Genomic DNA, 14506 nt, shown 5'->3' with positions numbered 1-14506 from the left:
TGTTCGCCGCCCCGCCAGGGCGCGCTCAGTGCCCTGCGGGCGGCCGGACGGGCCCTGACATGTTCCCGCAGCGGCTGGACTCACCCCTCGCCTATGACATCGCCAAAGCGATGATGGATGGCTTTAACCGCCATTACCGGCTGTTTCGTTCCGAGTCAGCGCGCGCCAAGCACCGCTTTGAAACCGCAGACTGGCACGGCCAGCAGCGAGCCCAGCGCGAGCGCATCGAGTTCTACGACTTGCGCGTCAAGGAATGCGTCATGCGGCTGGAAAAAGAGTTCAAGGCCGGCGCGCAGCCCATGGACGTCTGGCACCAGATCAAGCTGCATTACGTAGGCTTGCTGGTCAATCACCACCAGCCCGAGCTGGCCGAAACCTTTTTCAATTCGGTCACGACCAAGATACTGCACCGCACCCACTTTCACAACGACTTCATCTTTGTGCGGCCGGCGGTCAGCACCGAGTACATCGAAAACGACGAGCCGGCGGCCAGGCCGACCTACCGTGCCTACTACCCGAGCCGCGACAGCTTGCGCGACACCATTTTGCGCATCGTCGACAGCTTTCAATTGCAGCGCGAATTTGAAGCCCTGCCGCGCGATGTCGATTTTGTGCTGGCGGCCATCAGCGAGCACATCGCCAAGGTCAAGCTGCGCGCCAATTTCCAGATTCAGGTGCTGTCCTCGCTGTTCTTTCGCAATAAGGGCGCCTACGTGGTGGGCAAGATCATCAACGGCTTTACGGAGGTGGCGTTTGCGCTGCCGCTGTTGCACAGCGCCAAGAGCGGCAAGCTGGTGATCGATGCGGCCTTGTTCGGCGAGGATGATTTGCAGGCGCTGTTCAGCTTTGCCCGGGCCTACTTCATGGTCGACATGGAGGTTCCCAGTGCCTATGTGCAGTTTTTGCGCTCCCTGATGCCGCGCAAGCCGCGCAATGAAATTTACAACGCGCTGGGCCTGGCCAAGCAGGGCAAGACGCTGTTTTACCGCGACTTCCTCTACCACCTCAAGCATTCCAGCGACAAGTTTCGCATCGCCCCCGGCATCAAGGGCATGGTCATGCTGGTGTTTGACCTGCCTTCGTTTCCCTATGTGTTCAAGCTGATCAAGGACTACTACCCGCCGCAAAAAGACACCACGCGCGAGCAGATCAAGGGCAAGTATTTGCTGGTCAAGCAGCATGACCGCGTCGGTCGCATGGCCGACACGCTGGAGTACAGCCAAGTCGCCTTCCAGCGTGAACGCTTCGAAGAAGCGCTGGTCGAGGAAATCCGCAAGTTTGCCCCCAGCCAGCTGGAGATCAGCGACCGCGACGGCGATGGCCACGAAGAACTCATCATCAAGCACCTGTACATAGAGCGGCGCATGATTCCGCTCAATATCTACCTGCAGGAAGCCTTGGCCACCGGCGTCGACGACGTCCGCGCCCGCGAGCAGGTCGAGGGCGCCGTGATCGAATACGGCAACGCCATCAAAGACCTGGTGGCGGCCAACATCTTTCCCGGCGACATGCTGTGGAAAAACTTCGGCATCACGCGCAACGGCAAGGTGGTGTTTTACGACTACGACGAAATCGAATACATCACCGACTGCAACTTTCGCCGCGTGCCGGCGCCGCGCAACGAGGAAGAGGAAATGAGCGGCGAGGTCTGGTATTCGGTAGGCCCCAGGGACGTGTTTCCCGAAACCTTTGGTCCCTTCCTGCTGGGCAACGACACGGTGCGCGAATTCTTCATGAAGCACCATGGCGATTTGCTGGAAGCCGGTTTCTGGCAAAGCCACCAGGCGCGCATCCGGGCCGGCCACGTGCACGATGTCTTCCCCTACGAGCGCAGCAAGCGTTTTGCCCATTTGCCGCGCAAGGAAAAACCCGAGTAATGCGCCAGAGAGCCGAGCGCGCAAGGACTTGTTTGATTTGTTTCGTCCCTTTTAATGTTCAAGGAGAAAACCATGTCTGATTCCATCGTCATCCTCGGCGCCGCCCGCACCCCCATGGGGGCTTTCCAGGGCGATTTCGCCAGCCTCTCGGCGCATGATCTGGGTGGCGCCGCCATCAAGGCGGCCATAGAGCGCTCTGGCATTGCGCCCGAAAAAGTCGACGAAGTGCTGTTTGGCAACTGCCTGATGGCCGGCCAGGGCCAGGCGCCGGCACGCCAGGCCGGTTTCAAGGGTGGCCTGCCGGCCAGTGTGGGCGCGGTCACGCTGTCCAAGATGTGCGGCTCCGGCATGGAGGCCACCATGCTGGCCAATGACCAGCTGTTGGCAGGCAGCCGTGACGTGGTGGTTGCCGGCGGCATGGAAAGCATGACCAACGCGCCTTATCTGCTGCCCAAGGCCAGAGGCGGCATGCGCATTGGCCACGACCGTGTGTTTGACCACATGATGCTGGACGGACTGGAAGACGCTTACGAGCCCGGCCGCTCCATGGGTACTTTCGGCGAAGACTGCGCCGCCAAATACCAGTTCAGCCGCGAGGCGCAAGACGCCTTTGCCACCGCCAGCGTACAGCGCGCCAAGGCCGCCACCGAATCCGGCGCCTTCAAGGCCGAGATCACGCCCGTCACCGTCAAGGGCCGCAGCGGCGACACCGTGATCTCCATCGACGAAGGTCCGGGCAAGGTCAAACTCGACAAGATTCCAGCGCTCAAGCCCGCCTTCAAGAAAGACGGCACCATCACCGCCGCTTCCAGCTCCTCCATCAACGACGGCGCCGCCGCCCTGGTGCTGGCGCGCGAATCCACCGCGAAAGAGCTGGGCGCCACGCCAATAGCCCGCATCGTCGGCCACGCCACCTTTGCCCAAGCGCCCGAGTGGTTCTCCACCGCACCGGTCGGTGCTGTGCAAAAACTGCTGAAGAAAATCGGCTGGAGCGTCAAGGACGTGGACTTGTGGGAAATCAACGAAGCCTTTGCCGTGGTGCCCATGGCCGCGATGAAGGAATTGGGCATCAGCCACGACATCGTCAACGTCAACGGCGGCGCCTGCGCGCTGGGCCACCCGATTGGCGCGTCCGGCGCCCGCATCATCGTTACGCTAATCCATGCGCTGAAGGCGCGCGGCCTCACAAAAGGCGTGGCCACCTTGTGCATAGGCGGCGGCGAAGGCACGGCGCTGGCGATCGAACTGGTCTGAAGCGCGCCCGCATCGCGCCATGATCACGACGGCTGAACAACTGCGTGCGCTGTATGCCGCGCCCGGCGAGCGCGCGCTGCGCAAGCAGCAGGCGCGGCTGGACGCGCACTGCCAGCGCTTCATGGCGCTGTCGCCTTTTTGCGTACTGTCCACTGGTGGCGGCGCCGGCGCGTTCATGGACGCGTCGCCGCGCGGCGGACCGCCGGGCTTTGTGCAGGTGGCCGACGCGCACACCGTGCTGCTGCCCGATGCGGGCGGCAACAACCGGCTAGATACGCTGGGCAACCTGCTGCAGGACCCGCGCATCGGCCTGTTGTTCATGATCCCGGGCGTGGACGAAACCCTGCGCATCAATGGCAGGGCGCGGCTGCGTGACGAGCCCGCATTCACCGAGCGCTTTAGCGCCGAGCGCCAGCGCCCCAAGCTGGTGATTGAGGTGCAGGTGGCCGAGGTCTACCTGCATTGCGCCAAGGCGCTGATGCGCTCGCGCCTGTGGCAGGCCGGTGCGCACATCGAACGAAGCGCCTTGCCGACCATGAACGAAATGATCCACGACCAGATCCACGCCGGCCCGGTGCAGGAGTCGCAAGAAGCCATGGTGCAGCGCTACGCGCGGCAGATCGCCGATGAGCAAGCGCCGTGGGTGGGATGATGTCGCTAGAATGCTTCCAATTTGATAGCTGCTTGCGCTTTCTGCATAAGCGCTGGAGGCCAATTTGATACCAATTGTCTTGATCATAGGCGCCTCGCGCGGGCTGGGCCTGGAGCTGGCACGCCAGTATGTGCAGGCGGGCGAGCGCGTGTTCGCCACCGCACGCGATGCCGCCGGACGCGAGCGCCTGCAGGCGCTGGGCGTGGAGAAGGTGCTCACGGTCGATGTGGCCCAGCCCGCGAGCGTGAGCAGCCTGGCCTGGACGCTGGACGGCGAAAAGATAGCCCTGGCGCTATACGTGGCCGGCGTGTGGGATGGCCATGACGCGGCCACGCCGCCCACCCGTGAACAGTTCGACCGGGTGCTGCACGCCAATGTGCTGGGCGCCATGCAGGTGTTGCCCCAGGTGGCGCCGCTGGTGGAAGAGGCCGACGGCGTGTTCGGATTTTTCTCCAGCGAGATGTCGCTGATCAGCGCGGCAGACAGCGATGCCTGGCTGTACCGCGTCAGCAAGGCGGCGCTGAACATGGCCGTGGCGGCGGCCCAGCCAGCTTGGCCGCGCGCCACCCTGGTGGCGCTGGACCCGGGCTGGACCCAGACCGACATGGGCGGTGCCGCCGCACCGCTGAGCATGGCCGACAGTGTGCATGGCCTGATGCGCACCCTGGCCAGCGTGACGCCGGCCGACCGTGGGCGCCTGCTGCGCCACGACGGCCAGCGCATGGCGCAGTGGTAGCGCCGACCGATTTTTTTGAATAACGACAGACCAAGAACCAACGGAGATTTTCACCATGCTGCTGACCTCTGACCAGGAAATGATCCGTGACGCCGTGCGCGACTTTGCGCAAGCCGAACTGTGGCCCCACGCCGCACGCTGGGACAAGGAACACCACTTCCCCAAGGAAGCGCACCAGGGCCTGGCGGCACTGGGCGCTTACGGCATTTGTGTGCCCGAAGAGTTTGGCGGCGCCCATCTCGACTACCTCACGCTGGCGCTGGTGCTGGAAGAAATTGCCGCTGGCGACGGCGGCACCAGCACCGCCATCAGCGTCACCAACTGCCCGGTCAATGCCATCTTGATGCGCTACGGCAATGCGCAGCAGAAAAAGCAGTGGCTGACACCGCTGGCGCAGGGCCAGATGTTGGGCGTGTTCTGCCTGACCGAGCCGCATGTGGGCAGCGATGCTTCGTCGCTGCGCACCACGGCGGTGAAACAGGGTGATGAATATGTGATCAACGGCGTCAAGCAGTTCATCACCAGCGGCAAGAACGGCCATGCTGCCATCGTCATCGCCGTGACAGACAAGGGCGCCGGCAAGAAGGGCATGAGCGCCTTCATGGTGCCTACCAACGCGCCCGGCTATGTGGTGGCGAGTCTGGAAGACAAGCTGGGCCAGCACAGCAGTGACACCGCGCAGATCAATTTCGACAACTGCCGCATCCCGGCCGAAAACCTGATCGGTGCCGAAGGCGAGGGCTACAAGATCGCGCTGGGCGCGCTCGAAGGCGGGCGCATAGGCATCGCGGCCCAGAGCGTGGGCATGGCGCGCAGCGCGTTTGAGGTGGCCGTGGCTTACGCCAAGGAGCGTCAGAGTTTTGGCACCGCCATCATGAATCACCAGGCCGTGGGTTTCCGGTTGGCCGAGTGCGCCACCAAAATTGAGGCGGCACGCCAGCTGATCTGGCATGCCGCCAGCCTGCGCGACGCCGGCCGGCCCTGCCTGAAGGAGGCCGCCATGGCCAAGCTGTTTGCCAGCGAGATGGCCGAGCAGGTCTGCAGCGCCGCCATCCAGACCCTGGGCGGCTACGGCTATGTCAGCGACTTTCCGCTGGAGCGCATTTACCGCGACGTGCGCGTCTGCCAGATTTATGAGGGCACGTCCGACGTGCAGAAAATCATCATTCAGCGAGCACTTTAGGTCCCCCACGGTCGTTCACTGCGTGTAACTCCCTGCCCCCGAGGGGGCCGCTGCGCCTGCGGTCCGGCAAAGCCGGTCCCGCGGCCCCTGCTTGGTTTGGGTACGGGGCCTTGGTTCAGCCGGATGGTGGCGCACGCCGTAAACTTGAGCATCTGTTCACAACCCCCAGTAGGAGACAAGACCATGCCCATCACCAAAGGATTCCGCGCCCTCGTTGACGAGGCCATGGCCCAGGTCAAAACCTATTCGGTGGCCGAGGTTCAAAGCCGCTTGTCCGACCCGAAAGTGCAGATCGTGGACATCCGCGATGTGCGCGAGCTGGAGCGCGAAGGTACGGTACCCGGTGCCTTTCTGGCACCGCGCGGCATGCTCGAATTCTGGGTCGATCCGGCCTCGCCGTACCACAAGCCGGTGTTTGCCGACGAGAGCCGGGAGTTCATCCTGTTTTGCGGCGCCGGCTGGCGCAGCGCGCTGGCCACCAAGACCTTGCAGGACATGGGCATGTGCAACGTCGCTCACATAGATGGCGGCTTTGCCGAATGGCTCAAGCAGGGCGCGCCCACCGAAACGCTGGAAGCGCGCAAGGCCAAAAAGGCCTGAGCATATATGCATATAAGTGGCCTTCACTTTTGAGCGAAATAAGTCGATAGCGTGCACTGTATAAGCGAAGATTGCTATTTATTAGATAGCACCTACGGCCTTCGTCAGAAGCACTCACGATGACTTCGCTGGTGGCGCAAGCGCAGCCGCTGCCTGCCACCACCCCACACTATTTGCTCTCGGGCATGGCCGATGAATGGTGACTGGTGATCAACCAGTCCGAGCCGTTCCAGCGATAGGTGTAGCTGTAGCGTCCGCTGACCGAGGCGCCGGTTTTGGCAAAGGTGAAGGTATACAGGCCGGCGTCCCAGGCGGTGTTGCAGTCGATCTCAATCACGCGCATGTCGATCTTGCCGGAGGGGCGATTTTCTAAAAAATGTTGAAAGTAGTCGAGCTTTTCCGCGGGCGTGAGGCGGGGCGTGTTTGACACCGTGGGCAACAGGATGGACTGCTGCGCGTAGTTGGCGACCACCTTCTGTGGGTCACCCGTTTGCAGGGATCGGTTCCAGCGATCAAACAGCGAGGCAATGTCCGCTTGTGAGGCGGCTTTGCAGCTCTCGGTGCGGGCGCTTGACGCCTGATTGGGAGTGACTTGGGTGGAGGCGCAGCCGGCCAAAGCGGCGGCGATCAACAACAAGCCGAACGAAAAGTGTTTCATGAAAACCTCTTTTGGTAGCCCGCCGCATTGAATCCGCGTCATCACTTTTATGCCTAAGGTCTTGTTTGAACGGTTTGCGAAAAACGTGGTGGCCGCATGCGAACAAAGGTTTTTGATCTTAAGCCAACAGGGCTGTGCCGGGGGCTTTTTATTCGCTCCAAAATCACCATGGGCACAGCCAGAACTCCTTCCATTTCAAATCACCTCGGCCCTGTTCAGGCGCTATCTGTAAAAATCGGAACCATGAACACTATCTGGATGCGCGACCATGACGCTCAACGGGCCCGTGGCTTTGAGGCCCAAGGCGCATGACGACGCCTTGCCCTTGTGGTCGCAGCGCTGCCAAGGCGCTGAATCCGGCCAAGTCGAGCCAGGCCCAGCCTCTGACTTTTGCCGCCTGCTGCGGCCGCTATCTGGATGACTTGAGCGGCACGCCAGCGCCCGACGCCGAAGTCCTGATGCGCTCGCGCTACAGCGCTTTTGTGCTGGGCCGCCGCGACTATCTGCTCGCCACCTGGCATGGCAGCACGCGCCCGGCCGAGCTGACACTGGAGCCGGCCGCCAAATGGTTGGGGCTGGAAGTGCGTTCGCAGCGCGTGCAGGACGCCGACCACGCCGAGGTCGAGTTTGTCGCCCGCTACCGCGAGGGCGGCCGCGCCGTGCGCCTGCACGAGCGCAGCCGCTTTGTGCGTGAGCAGGGGCGCTGGTATTACGTCGATGGCGATCAGTTTTAAGTGAAATATGGCTCTGGCCCAATAAATACGGGCGCAAGAAGCTATTAATAAATGAGTAAAAAATGAAATTCGAAGCCGTTTTGTTTGACTGTGATGGCGTGCTGGTGGACAGCGAGCCCATTACCAATGGCGTGCTGCGTGACATGCTGGAGGAGGGCGGCTGGTCGCTCACGCCGGCCGAGTGCATGCGGCTTTTTATCGGCAAGGCGGTGCGCGATGAACGCGCCCTCATCGAGGCGCGCACCGGTAGGCCGCTGACCGAAGACTGGATGGCCGAGTTTTATGCCCGGCGCAACCGGGAACTGACGGCGCGGCTGCAGGCCATAGCGGGCGTGCACGAGGCCGTGGCGGCCGTGCATGCCAGCGCCGGCCAGCGCATGGCCTGCGCCTCGGGCGCAGACCGTTTCAAGGTGGAGATGCAGTTGCAGCAGGTCGGGCTGATGGGCTACTTTGAGGGCCGAATTTTCAGCGGCCACGAAATGCCGCGCTCCAAGCCAGCGCCCGATGTCTATCTGGCTGCTGCCGCGCATCTGGGCGCCGACCCGCGCGGCTGTGCCGTGGTGGAAGACACGGTGACCGGCGTGTGCGCCGGCGTGGCGGCCGGCGCCACCGTTTTTGCCTATGCGCCACTGGACGATGGCGCGGCTCTGCGCGAGGCCGGTGCGGCACAGGTGTTCAACCACATGCGGGCGCTGCCGGCTTTGCTGGGCTGCTGACTGATGGCTGCCAACACGGCCATGGGTCGCTTGCTTAGGTTGCCTGTGCTGCTGGCGCTGGCCGGGCTGGTCGCGGCCTGTTCCACGGTCAAACCCTGGATAAATGAGCCGCTGCCGCCTGCCGATGCGCCGGTAGCCATGCAGGCGGGTGAGCCGGCCACTGAATTCAGCAATAGGCCGTCCGTATTGATGGTGGTGACGCTCTCGGGCGGTGGCGCCCGCGCCGCCGCCTTTGGCTACGGCGTGCTCAGTGAGTTGCAGCGCATTCCCGTGCGCGAAGACGGCGCCGTGGTGGGCAGTCTGCTGGATGAGGTGGATGTGATCAGCGGCGTCTCGGGCGGCAGCATCATCGCGGCCTACTACGCCGCTTTCGGTAGCGAGGGCCTGCCAAATTTCGAGCGGGATTTTCTGCGCCAGAGCTTTCAGAACAGCCTGATCACCCAGACCCTCAAGCCGGCCAATCTGTACGACTTGAGCTCGCCCTGGTTTGGCCGCAGCCATATGCTGGCGCGCCGGCTCGATGAACTCTACCGGGGCAAGACCTATGGCGACCTGGAGCGCCGTGCCGGCAACCCGCAGCTGCTGATCACCGCGACCGACTTGTCGCTGGGCGCGGGTTTCGAATTCACCTCCGAGCAGTTTGAGCTGATTTGCTCCGACCTGAGTACGGTGCCGCTTTCCTTCGCGGTAGCGGCATCATCGGCCGTGCCCATCGTGCTGAGTCCGCTGACGCTCAAAAACTATGCGGCGGCTTGCCCGCGCGCCAGACCGGCCCAGGGCCTGGTGCCCAGAGGGCAGGACGATTACCGGGTGCGCCTGTACCGCTCGCAGGTCCATAGCTACCTGGATGCCCAGGCGCGTCCTTTCATCCATCTGGTGGATGGCGGGCTGTCCGACAACCTGGGTGTGCGCCGACTGCTGGACCGCACCCTGGTCAACGGCAGTCTGCGCAGCACGGTGCGCACGTTGAGCGCGGCGCCGGGCAGCGTGCGCCAGCTGGTGTTGATCACCGTGAACTCCGAGCGTGACCCGGCCGAGCGCATAGACGCCAGCGACAAGGTGCCTGGCGTCACGCAGGTGGTGGATGCGCTGCTGTTTGGCGCGGGGGCGCGCGCCACGCTGGAAACCCAGGAGTTTCTGACCGATCTGGCCAGGCAATGGAAGCAGGAGTTGCGCAGCGGTGCATCGGGCGGCTCAGACGCCTTTGCTCCCGATGCCCAGGTCTATGTGATCCAGGTCAATCTGCGCGACACGCCCGAATGGGCCGACCGCCAGACGCTGCTGCAGATTCCCACCGCCTTCAGCATCGCGCCGACGGATGTGGGGCGACTCATCGACGCGGGGCGTCAGGTGTTGCGCCGCTCGCCGGAGTTCCAGTCCCTGCTGCGCGCCTTGAATCCGCTGCCCGGCCCCTGATGCTGGCGGTTTATCCACCTTGCCTGTTTGGTGGGCATCACCCTGCAGGCCGCGCCAGGCAAGGATTTCGAGGCTTTTCCCTAGGGCAGTGCACAAACTTGTCCACAGAACTTGTGCATGGATGGCGGGGTGCGCCTGCCTGTTGGCCGGTTTGGAAAAGGGACCGATCAGGCCAGCGGCGGCTTGCCCTGCCTGAGCTCCGCCGGTGACTGGCCGGTCCAGCCCTTGAAGGCGCGCATAAAGCTTTTTTCGTTCTGAAAGCCGGCGGCCTCGGCGACTTGCTTGATCGGGCGGCTGGTGCGCAGCAGCAGGTCCAGCGCGCGCTGGCGCCGTACTTCGTCTTTCAGCGTCTGCAGCGAGGCGCCTTCTTCCTTTAGCTGGCGGTGCAGCGTGCGCGGCGAGACATGCAGCAGCGCCGCCAGCGCATCGGCGTTATGGGTTTGCGCCGGATGGCTGGCCAGCGCCTGGCGCACGCGCTGCACCAGCAGCCGATCGCGCCGGTAAGGCAGCACCGTGAGCCGCAAGGCGCGCTGCAGCATCTGCTGCAGCGCCTTCTCATCACGCCGCAGCGGCAAGGCCAGGTAGCGGGTGTCAAAGCGCAGGCCGGCCGGCGCGGCATCAAACGCCGTGGTGCCTGAAAACAGCACGCCGTAGGCGCTCTGGTGCGGCGGCGCGGCAAAGGGAAACTGCGCGCCCTGCAGCGGAATGCGCGAGTCGATCAGCCAGCAGGCCAGGCCCAGGATGTTGCGCAGCACTGACACCAGGCAGAACTCGCGCAAGCGCCCCAGGTCGCGATGCTCGGCGATGGTGAGCAGCGCCGTGTTGCCCGTCGTGCTCAGCTTGAGCGTGATGTCGTCGGTAATCAACCCGTGGTGCCGGCACCAGCGCTTGAGCGCCACGCCCAGGCTGGGCGCGCTCAGGCAGGCGCGCGCCAGCATGCCATAGCTGCCCCAGGGCAGGCGCCGGCTGAACCAGCCCAGCGCCTCGTCGTCCAGTTCCTGCATGGCGGCCCCAGAGATGCGCTCCATCTGCCAGGCGGTAATGCGTGCGGACGCATTGAGCAATGCAGACGGCGCGATTTGTGCCTGTGTCAGTGCATTGGCTGGATTCATATCCCGCTTCTCATACGCAAAAACAATGGCCTGCACAAAGGCTATGGGTGTGACGGCGGCTGCGGGCGGGGCGCTTGACATGGCGTGAAGTGTGCCAGTAGGTGGCGCGATTTGCAACCTTCGTGGCCTCTCGAAAGGACGCCGCATCACCCGGTGTGCGCCATACTGTGACATCCGCCCGAGCTGGCGGCCGCAAGGAGACCACCATGAGCGCCGAGCTATCCTCAGCCAGTCCCGAAACGCCCACTCTCAGCCGCAGCTATGCGCGCGGCAGCACCGATGTGCCACTGATAGAGCAGACGCTGGGCGGTTTTTTTGATGCCATTGCCGCGCACCAGCCCGGGCACGAGGCGCTGGTCAGTGTTCATCAGGGCCGCCGTTACAGCTACCGTGAATTGCAGCGCGAGGCCAATCGCCTGGCCAGCGCGCTGCTGGGCCTGGGCCTGCAGCCCGGCGAGCGCGTCGGTATCTGGTCGCACAACAATGCCGAATGGCTGCTGCTGCAACTGGCCACGGCCAAGGTCGGCCTGATTCTGGTCAACATCAACCCGGCCTACCGCACCGCCGAGGTCGAGTACGCACTGAATAAGGTCAACTGCAAGGCGCTGGTCAGCATGGCGAGCTTTAAGACCAGCGACTACCTGGGCATGCTGCGCGAGCTGGCGCCCGAGTGGGCGCATGGCCAGGCTGGCCTGCTCGAATCCAGCGCGCTGCCGCATGTGCAAACCGTCATCTGGATCGACGAGGCCGGGCAGGGCGAGGAGCAGCCCGGATTGATGCGCTTCTCCAGCCTGCTGGCCAGCGGCGACCCCGACGATGCGCGGCTGGCCGCCATTGCCGTCACGCTCCAGGCGAGCGACCCCATCAATATCCAGTTCACCAGCGGCACCACGGGTTTCCCCAAGGGCGCGACGCTGACGCATCGCAACATCCTGAACAACGGCTATTTCATAGGCGAGGCCATGAAGCTGACGCCGGCCGACCGTCTTTGCATTCCGGTGCCGCTCTACCACTGCTTTGGCATGGTGCTGGGCAACCTGGCCTGTTTGACGCATGGCGCCACCATCGTCTATCCGAACGACGGTTTTGATGCACTGAGCGTGTTGCAAACCGTGCAAGCAGAAAAATGCACCGGCCTGCACGGCGTGCCCACCATGTTCATCGCCGAACTGGACCACACGCGCTTCAAGGAGTTCGACCTGTCCACGCTGCGCACCGGCATCATGGCCGGCTCGCCCTGCCCGACCGAGGTCATGAAGCGCGTGGTGGAGCAGATGCACCTGAGCCAGATCACGATTGCCTACGGCATGACGGAAACCAGTCCGGTCAGCTGCCAGAGCTCCATAGACACGCCGCTGGACAAGCGCGTCTCCACCGTCGGCCTGGTGCAGCCGCACCTGGAAATCAAAATCATAGATCCCGAGAGCGGCGACATCGTCGCGACCGGCGTGTCGGGCGAACTCTGCACGCGCGGCTATTCGGTCATGCACGGCTACTGGGACGACGCGCCCCGCACGCAGGAGGCGATTGACGCCGACGGCTGGATGCACACCGGCGACCTGGCCACCATGGACAGCGAAGGCTACGTCAACATCGTCGGCCGCATCAAGGACATGGTGATACGCGGCGGCGAAAACATCTACCCGCGGGAGATCGAGGAGTTTCTCTACCGCCACCCCAAGGTGCAGGACGTGCAGGTCGTCGGCCTGCCCGACAAGCGCTACGGCGAGGAGCTCTGCGCCTGGATCGTCATCAAACCGGGGCAGACGCTGAGCGAAGACGAGGTGCGCGACTTCTGCAAGGGCAAGATTGCGCACTACAAGGTGCCGCGCTACATTCGCTTCGTGTCCGGTTTCCCCATGACGGTGACCGGCAAGATCCAGAAGTTCAAGATTCGCGACGAAATGAAAAACCAGCTCGGGCTGGAAGAAGATAAAACCGCCTGAAAGAAAACGGATTAATGACCACGCTTACCACCCAACTCAACGCCCGTTCCGCCGACTTCCAGGCCAATGCCAGCGCCATGCGCGCGCTGGTGGACGATCTTCATGTGCAGCTCGCCAAGTCCGCCGCCGGCGGCGGTGAAGCCGCCCGCGCCAAGCATGTGGCGCGCGGCAAGCTGCTGCCGCGCGACCGGGTGCAGATGCTGCTGGACCCTGGTACGCCCTTCCTGGAAGTCGCGCCGCTGGCCGCGCTGGGCATGTACCACGGCGATGCACCCTGCGCCGGCCTGATTGCCGGCATAGGCCGGGTCAGCGGCGTGGACTGCATGATCGTCTGCAACGACGCCACCGTGAAGGGCGGCACCTACTACCCGCTCACCGTTAAAAAGCATTTGCGCGCCCAGGAAATCGCCCAGCAAAACAACTTGCCCTGCGTCTACCTGGTCGACTCGGGCGGCGCCAACCTGCCCAACCAGGACGAGGTGTTTCCCGACCGCGACCACTTCGGCCGCATCTTCTACAACCAGGCCAATATGAGCGCCCAGGGCATGGCGCAAATCGCCGTGGTCATGGGCAGTTGCACGGCCGGTGGCGCCTACGTGCCGGCCATGAGCGACGAGTCCATCATCGTGAAAAACCAGGGCACGATTTTCCTCGGCGGCCCGCCGCTGGTGAAGGCTGCTACCGGCGAAGTGGTGACGGCCGAAGACTTAGGGGGCGGCGACGTGCATACCCGGCTGTCGGGTGTGGCCGATCACCTGGCGCAAAACGACATGCATGCCTTGGCGCTGGCCCGCGCTTCCGTCAAGAATTTGAATAGAAACAAGCCTCCAGCCCAATCAGGACGGGCGCCGGTAGCTCCTGAATTTGCAGCAGAAGAACTGTATGGCGTGATTCCTGTGGACGTGCGCAAGCCTTTCGATGTGCGCGAAATCATCGCCCGCATCGTTGACGGCAGCGAGTTTGACGAGTTCAAGTCGCGCTACGGCACCACGCTGGTCTGCGGCTTTGCCCACATCGAAGGCATGCCGGTCGGCATCATCGCCAACAACGGCATCTTGTTCAGCGAGTCGGCGCTCAAGGCCACGCACTTCATCGAGCTGTGCTGCCAGCGCAAGATTCCGCTGGTGTTCCTGCAGAACATCACCGGCTTCATGGTCGGCCGCAAATACGAGAACGAAGGCATTGCCCGCAACGGCGCCAAGATGGTCACGGCGGTGGCCACGGCGGCGGTTCCCAAGTTCACCATCATCATTGGCGGCAGTTTTGGCGCCGGCAACTACGGCATGTGCGGCCGCGCCTACTCGCCGCGTTTCCTGTGGATGTGGCCAAACGCGCGCATCAGCGTGATGGGCGGCGACCAGGCCGCCGGCGTGCTGGCCACCGTCAAGCGCGACGGCATTGAAGCCAAGGGCGGCGCCTGGTCTGCCTCCGAAGAAGAAGCCTTCAAGGCGCCGATTCGCAGCCAGTACGAGCATCAGGGTCATCCTTACTACGCCAGCGCGCGCCTGTGGGACGACGGCGTGATTGACCCGGCCGACACGCGCCGCGTGCTGGCGCTGGGCTTGAGCGCATCGCAGAACGCGCCGATTCCGGAGACCAAATTCGGCCTGTTCAGGATGTAA

At 63.5% G+C, this 14506-nt stretch carries 13 protein-coding genes; 11 read left to right on the top strand and 2 right to left on the bottom strand.

Annotated features, from left to right (window positions below):
• Positions 1–59 precede the first annotated feature (59 nt).
• From aceK to BM160_RS06840, 6 genes are all read left to right on the top strand, one after another.
• The gene (gene aceK / locus BM160_RS06865) at positions 60–1877 is read left to right on the top strand and encodes a bifunctional isocitrate dehydrogenase kinase/phosphatase (protein ID WP_092002529.1); all 1818 of its coding nucleotides are present in this window, start codon (positions 60–62) and stop codon (positions 1875–1877) included.
• A 72-nt stretch (positions 1878–1949) separates the two neighbouring features.
• Positions 1950–3131, top strand: a complete 1182-nt coding sequence (locus BM160_RS06860) for an acetyl-CoA C-acyltransferase (protein WP_092002663.1) — start codon at positions 1950–1952, stop codon at positions 3129–3131.
• 19 nt (positions 3132–3150) lie between these two features.
• Positions 3151–3783 (top strand): pyridoxamine 5'-phosphate oxidase family protein, encoded by a 633-nt coding sequence (locus tag BM160_RS06855; protein ID WP_092002527.1) that lies wholly within the window; start codon positions 3151–3153, stop codon positions 3781–3783.
• A 67-nt stretch (positions 3784–3850) separates the two neighbouring features.
• A complete protein-coding gene (locus tag BM160_RS06850) occupies positions 3851–4519 on the top strand; it encodes an SDR family oxidoreductase (protein ID WP_092002660.1) in 669 nt (222 codons plus the stop codon).
• Positions 4520–4574: 55 nt separating this feature from the next.
• Positions 4575–5702, top strand: a complete 1128-nt coding sequence (locus tag BM160_RS06845) for an acyl-CoA dehydrogenase family protein (protein WP_092002525.1) — start codon at positions 4575–4577, stop codon at positions 5700–5702.
• A gap of 183 nt (positions 5703–5885) precedes the next feature.
• Positions 5886–6302: a rhodanese-like domain-containing protein gene (locus BM160_RS06840; protein WP_092002523.1), complete on the top strand. Its 417-nt coding sequence runs from the start codon at positions 5886–5888 to the stop codon at positions 6300–6302.
• 169 nt (positions 6303–6471) lie between these two features.
• Here the strand turns inward: BM160_RS06840 and BM160_RS06835 are convergent, their stop codons facing one another.
• Complete coding sequence (locus BM160_RS06835; RefSeq protein WP_092002521.1) at positions 6472–6960, bottom strand: nuclear transport factor 2 family protein; 489 nt, start codon at positions 6958–6960, stop codon at positions 6472–6474.
• Between the two features lie 308 nt (positions 6961–7268).
• Between BM160_RS06835 and BM160_RS06830 the strand changes: the two genes are divergently transcribed.
• The 3 genes from BM160_RS06830 to BM160_RS06820 all read left to right on the top strand — a co-directional run bounded on the left by BM160_RS06830 (position 7269) and on the right by BM160_RS06820 (position 9826).
• Positions 7269–7694 (top strand): YchJ family protein, encoded by a 426-nt coding sequence (locus BM160_RS06830; RefSeq protein WP_177218946.1) that lies wholly within the window; start codon positions 7269–7271, stop codon positions 7692–7694.
• Between the two features lie 62 nt (positions 7695–7756).
• Positions 7757–8410 carry an HAD family hydrolase gene (locus BM160_RS06825; protein ID WP_092002519.1) on the top strand — a complete coding sequence of 218 codons (654 nt, stop codon included), beginning with the start codon at positions 7757–7759 and terminating at the stop codon, positions 8408–8410.
• Between the two features lie 21 nt (positions 8411–8431).
• Positions 8432–9826 carry a patatin-like phospholipase family protein gene (locus BM160_RS06820; protein WP_255368705.1) on the top strand — a complete coding sequence of 465 codons (1395 nt, stop codon included), beginning with the start codon at positions 8432–8434 and terminating at the stop codon, positions 9824–9826.
• Between the two features lie 167 nt (positions 9827–9993).
• Here the strand turns inward: BM160_RS06820 and BM160_RS06815 are convergent, their stop codons facing one another.
• Entirely contained in the window at positions 9994–11019 is a 1026-nt protein-coding gene (locus tag BM160_RS06815) for an AraC family transcriptional regulator (protein ID WP_092002517.1), read from the bottom strand.
• A 125-nt stretch (positions 11020–11144) separates the two neighbouring features.
• On the opposite strand from BM160_RS06815, the gene BM160_RS06810 reads away from it, so the two are divergent.
• Complete coding sequence (locus BM160_RS06810) at positions 11145–12884, top strand: AMP-binding protein (protein ID WP_092002515.1); 1740 nt, start codon at positions 11145–11147, stop codon at positions 12882–12884.
• Between the two features lie 14 nt (positions 12885–12898).
• On the top strand, positions 12899–14506 hold the full coding sequence (locus tag BM160_RS06805) for a carboxyl transferase domain-containing protein (RefSeq protein WP_092002513.1): 1608 nt from the start codon (positions 12899–12901) through the stop codon (positions 14504–14506).

The sequence above is a fragment of the Polaromonas sp. OV174 genome (genome assembly GCF_900112285.1).
GTDB lineage: Bacteria > Pseudomonadota > Gammaproteobacteria > Burkholderiales > Burkholderiaceae_C > Polaromonas.
The sequence above is the reverse complement of the archived record's forward strand: the minus strand, read 5'-3'. Positions and strand labels throughout refer to the sequence as shown.

Coding starts and splice junctions, on each gene's coding strand:
- aceK (WP_092002529.1), top strand. CDS start 60: ATGTTCCCGCAGCGGCTGGACTCACCCCTCGCCTATGACATCGCCAAA.
- BM160_RS06860 (WP_092002663.1), top strand. CDS start 1,950: ATGTCTGATTCCATCGTCATCCTCGGCGCCGCCCGCACCCCCATGGGG.
- BM160_RS06855 (WP_092002527.1), top strand. CDS start 3,151: ATGATCACGACGGCTGAACAACTGCGTGCGCTGTATGCCGCGCCCGGC.
- BM160_RS06845 (WP_092002525.1), top strand. CDS start 4,575: ATGCTGCTGACCTCTGACCAGGAAATGATCCGTGACGCCGTGCGCGAC.
- BM160_RS06840 (WP_092002523.1), top strand. CDS start 5,886: ATGCCCATCACCAAAGGATTCCGCGCCCTCGTTGACGAGGCCATGGCC.
- BM160_RS06835 (WP_092002521.1), bottom strand. CDS start 6,960: ATGAAACACTTTTCGTTCGGCTTGTTGTTGATCGCCGCCGCTTTGGCC.
- BM160_RS06830 (WP_177218946.1), top strand. CDS start 7,269: ATGACGACGCCTTGCCCTTGTGGTCGCAGCGCTGCCAAGGCGCTGAAT.
- BM160_RS06825 (WP_092002519.1), top strand. CDS start 7,757: ATGAAATTCGAAGCCGTTTTGTTTGACTGTGATGGCGTGCTGGTGGAC.
- BM160_RS06820 (WP_255368705.1), top strand. CDS start 8,432: ATGGGTCGCTTGCTTAGGTTGCCTGTGCTGCTGGCGCTGGCCGGGCTG.
- BM160_RS06815 (WP_092002517.1), bottom strand. CDS start 11,019: ATGTCAAGCGCCCCGCCCGCAGCCGCCGTCACACCCATAGCCTTTGTG.
- BM160_RS06810 (WP_092002515.1), top strand. CDS start 11,145: ATGAGCGCCGAGCTATCCTCAGCCAGTCCCGAAACGCCCACTCTCAGC.
- BM160_RS06805 (WP_092002513.1), top strand. CDS start 12,899: ATGACCACGCTTACCACCCAACTCAACGCCCGTTCCGCCGACTTCCAG.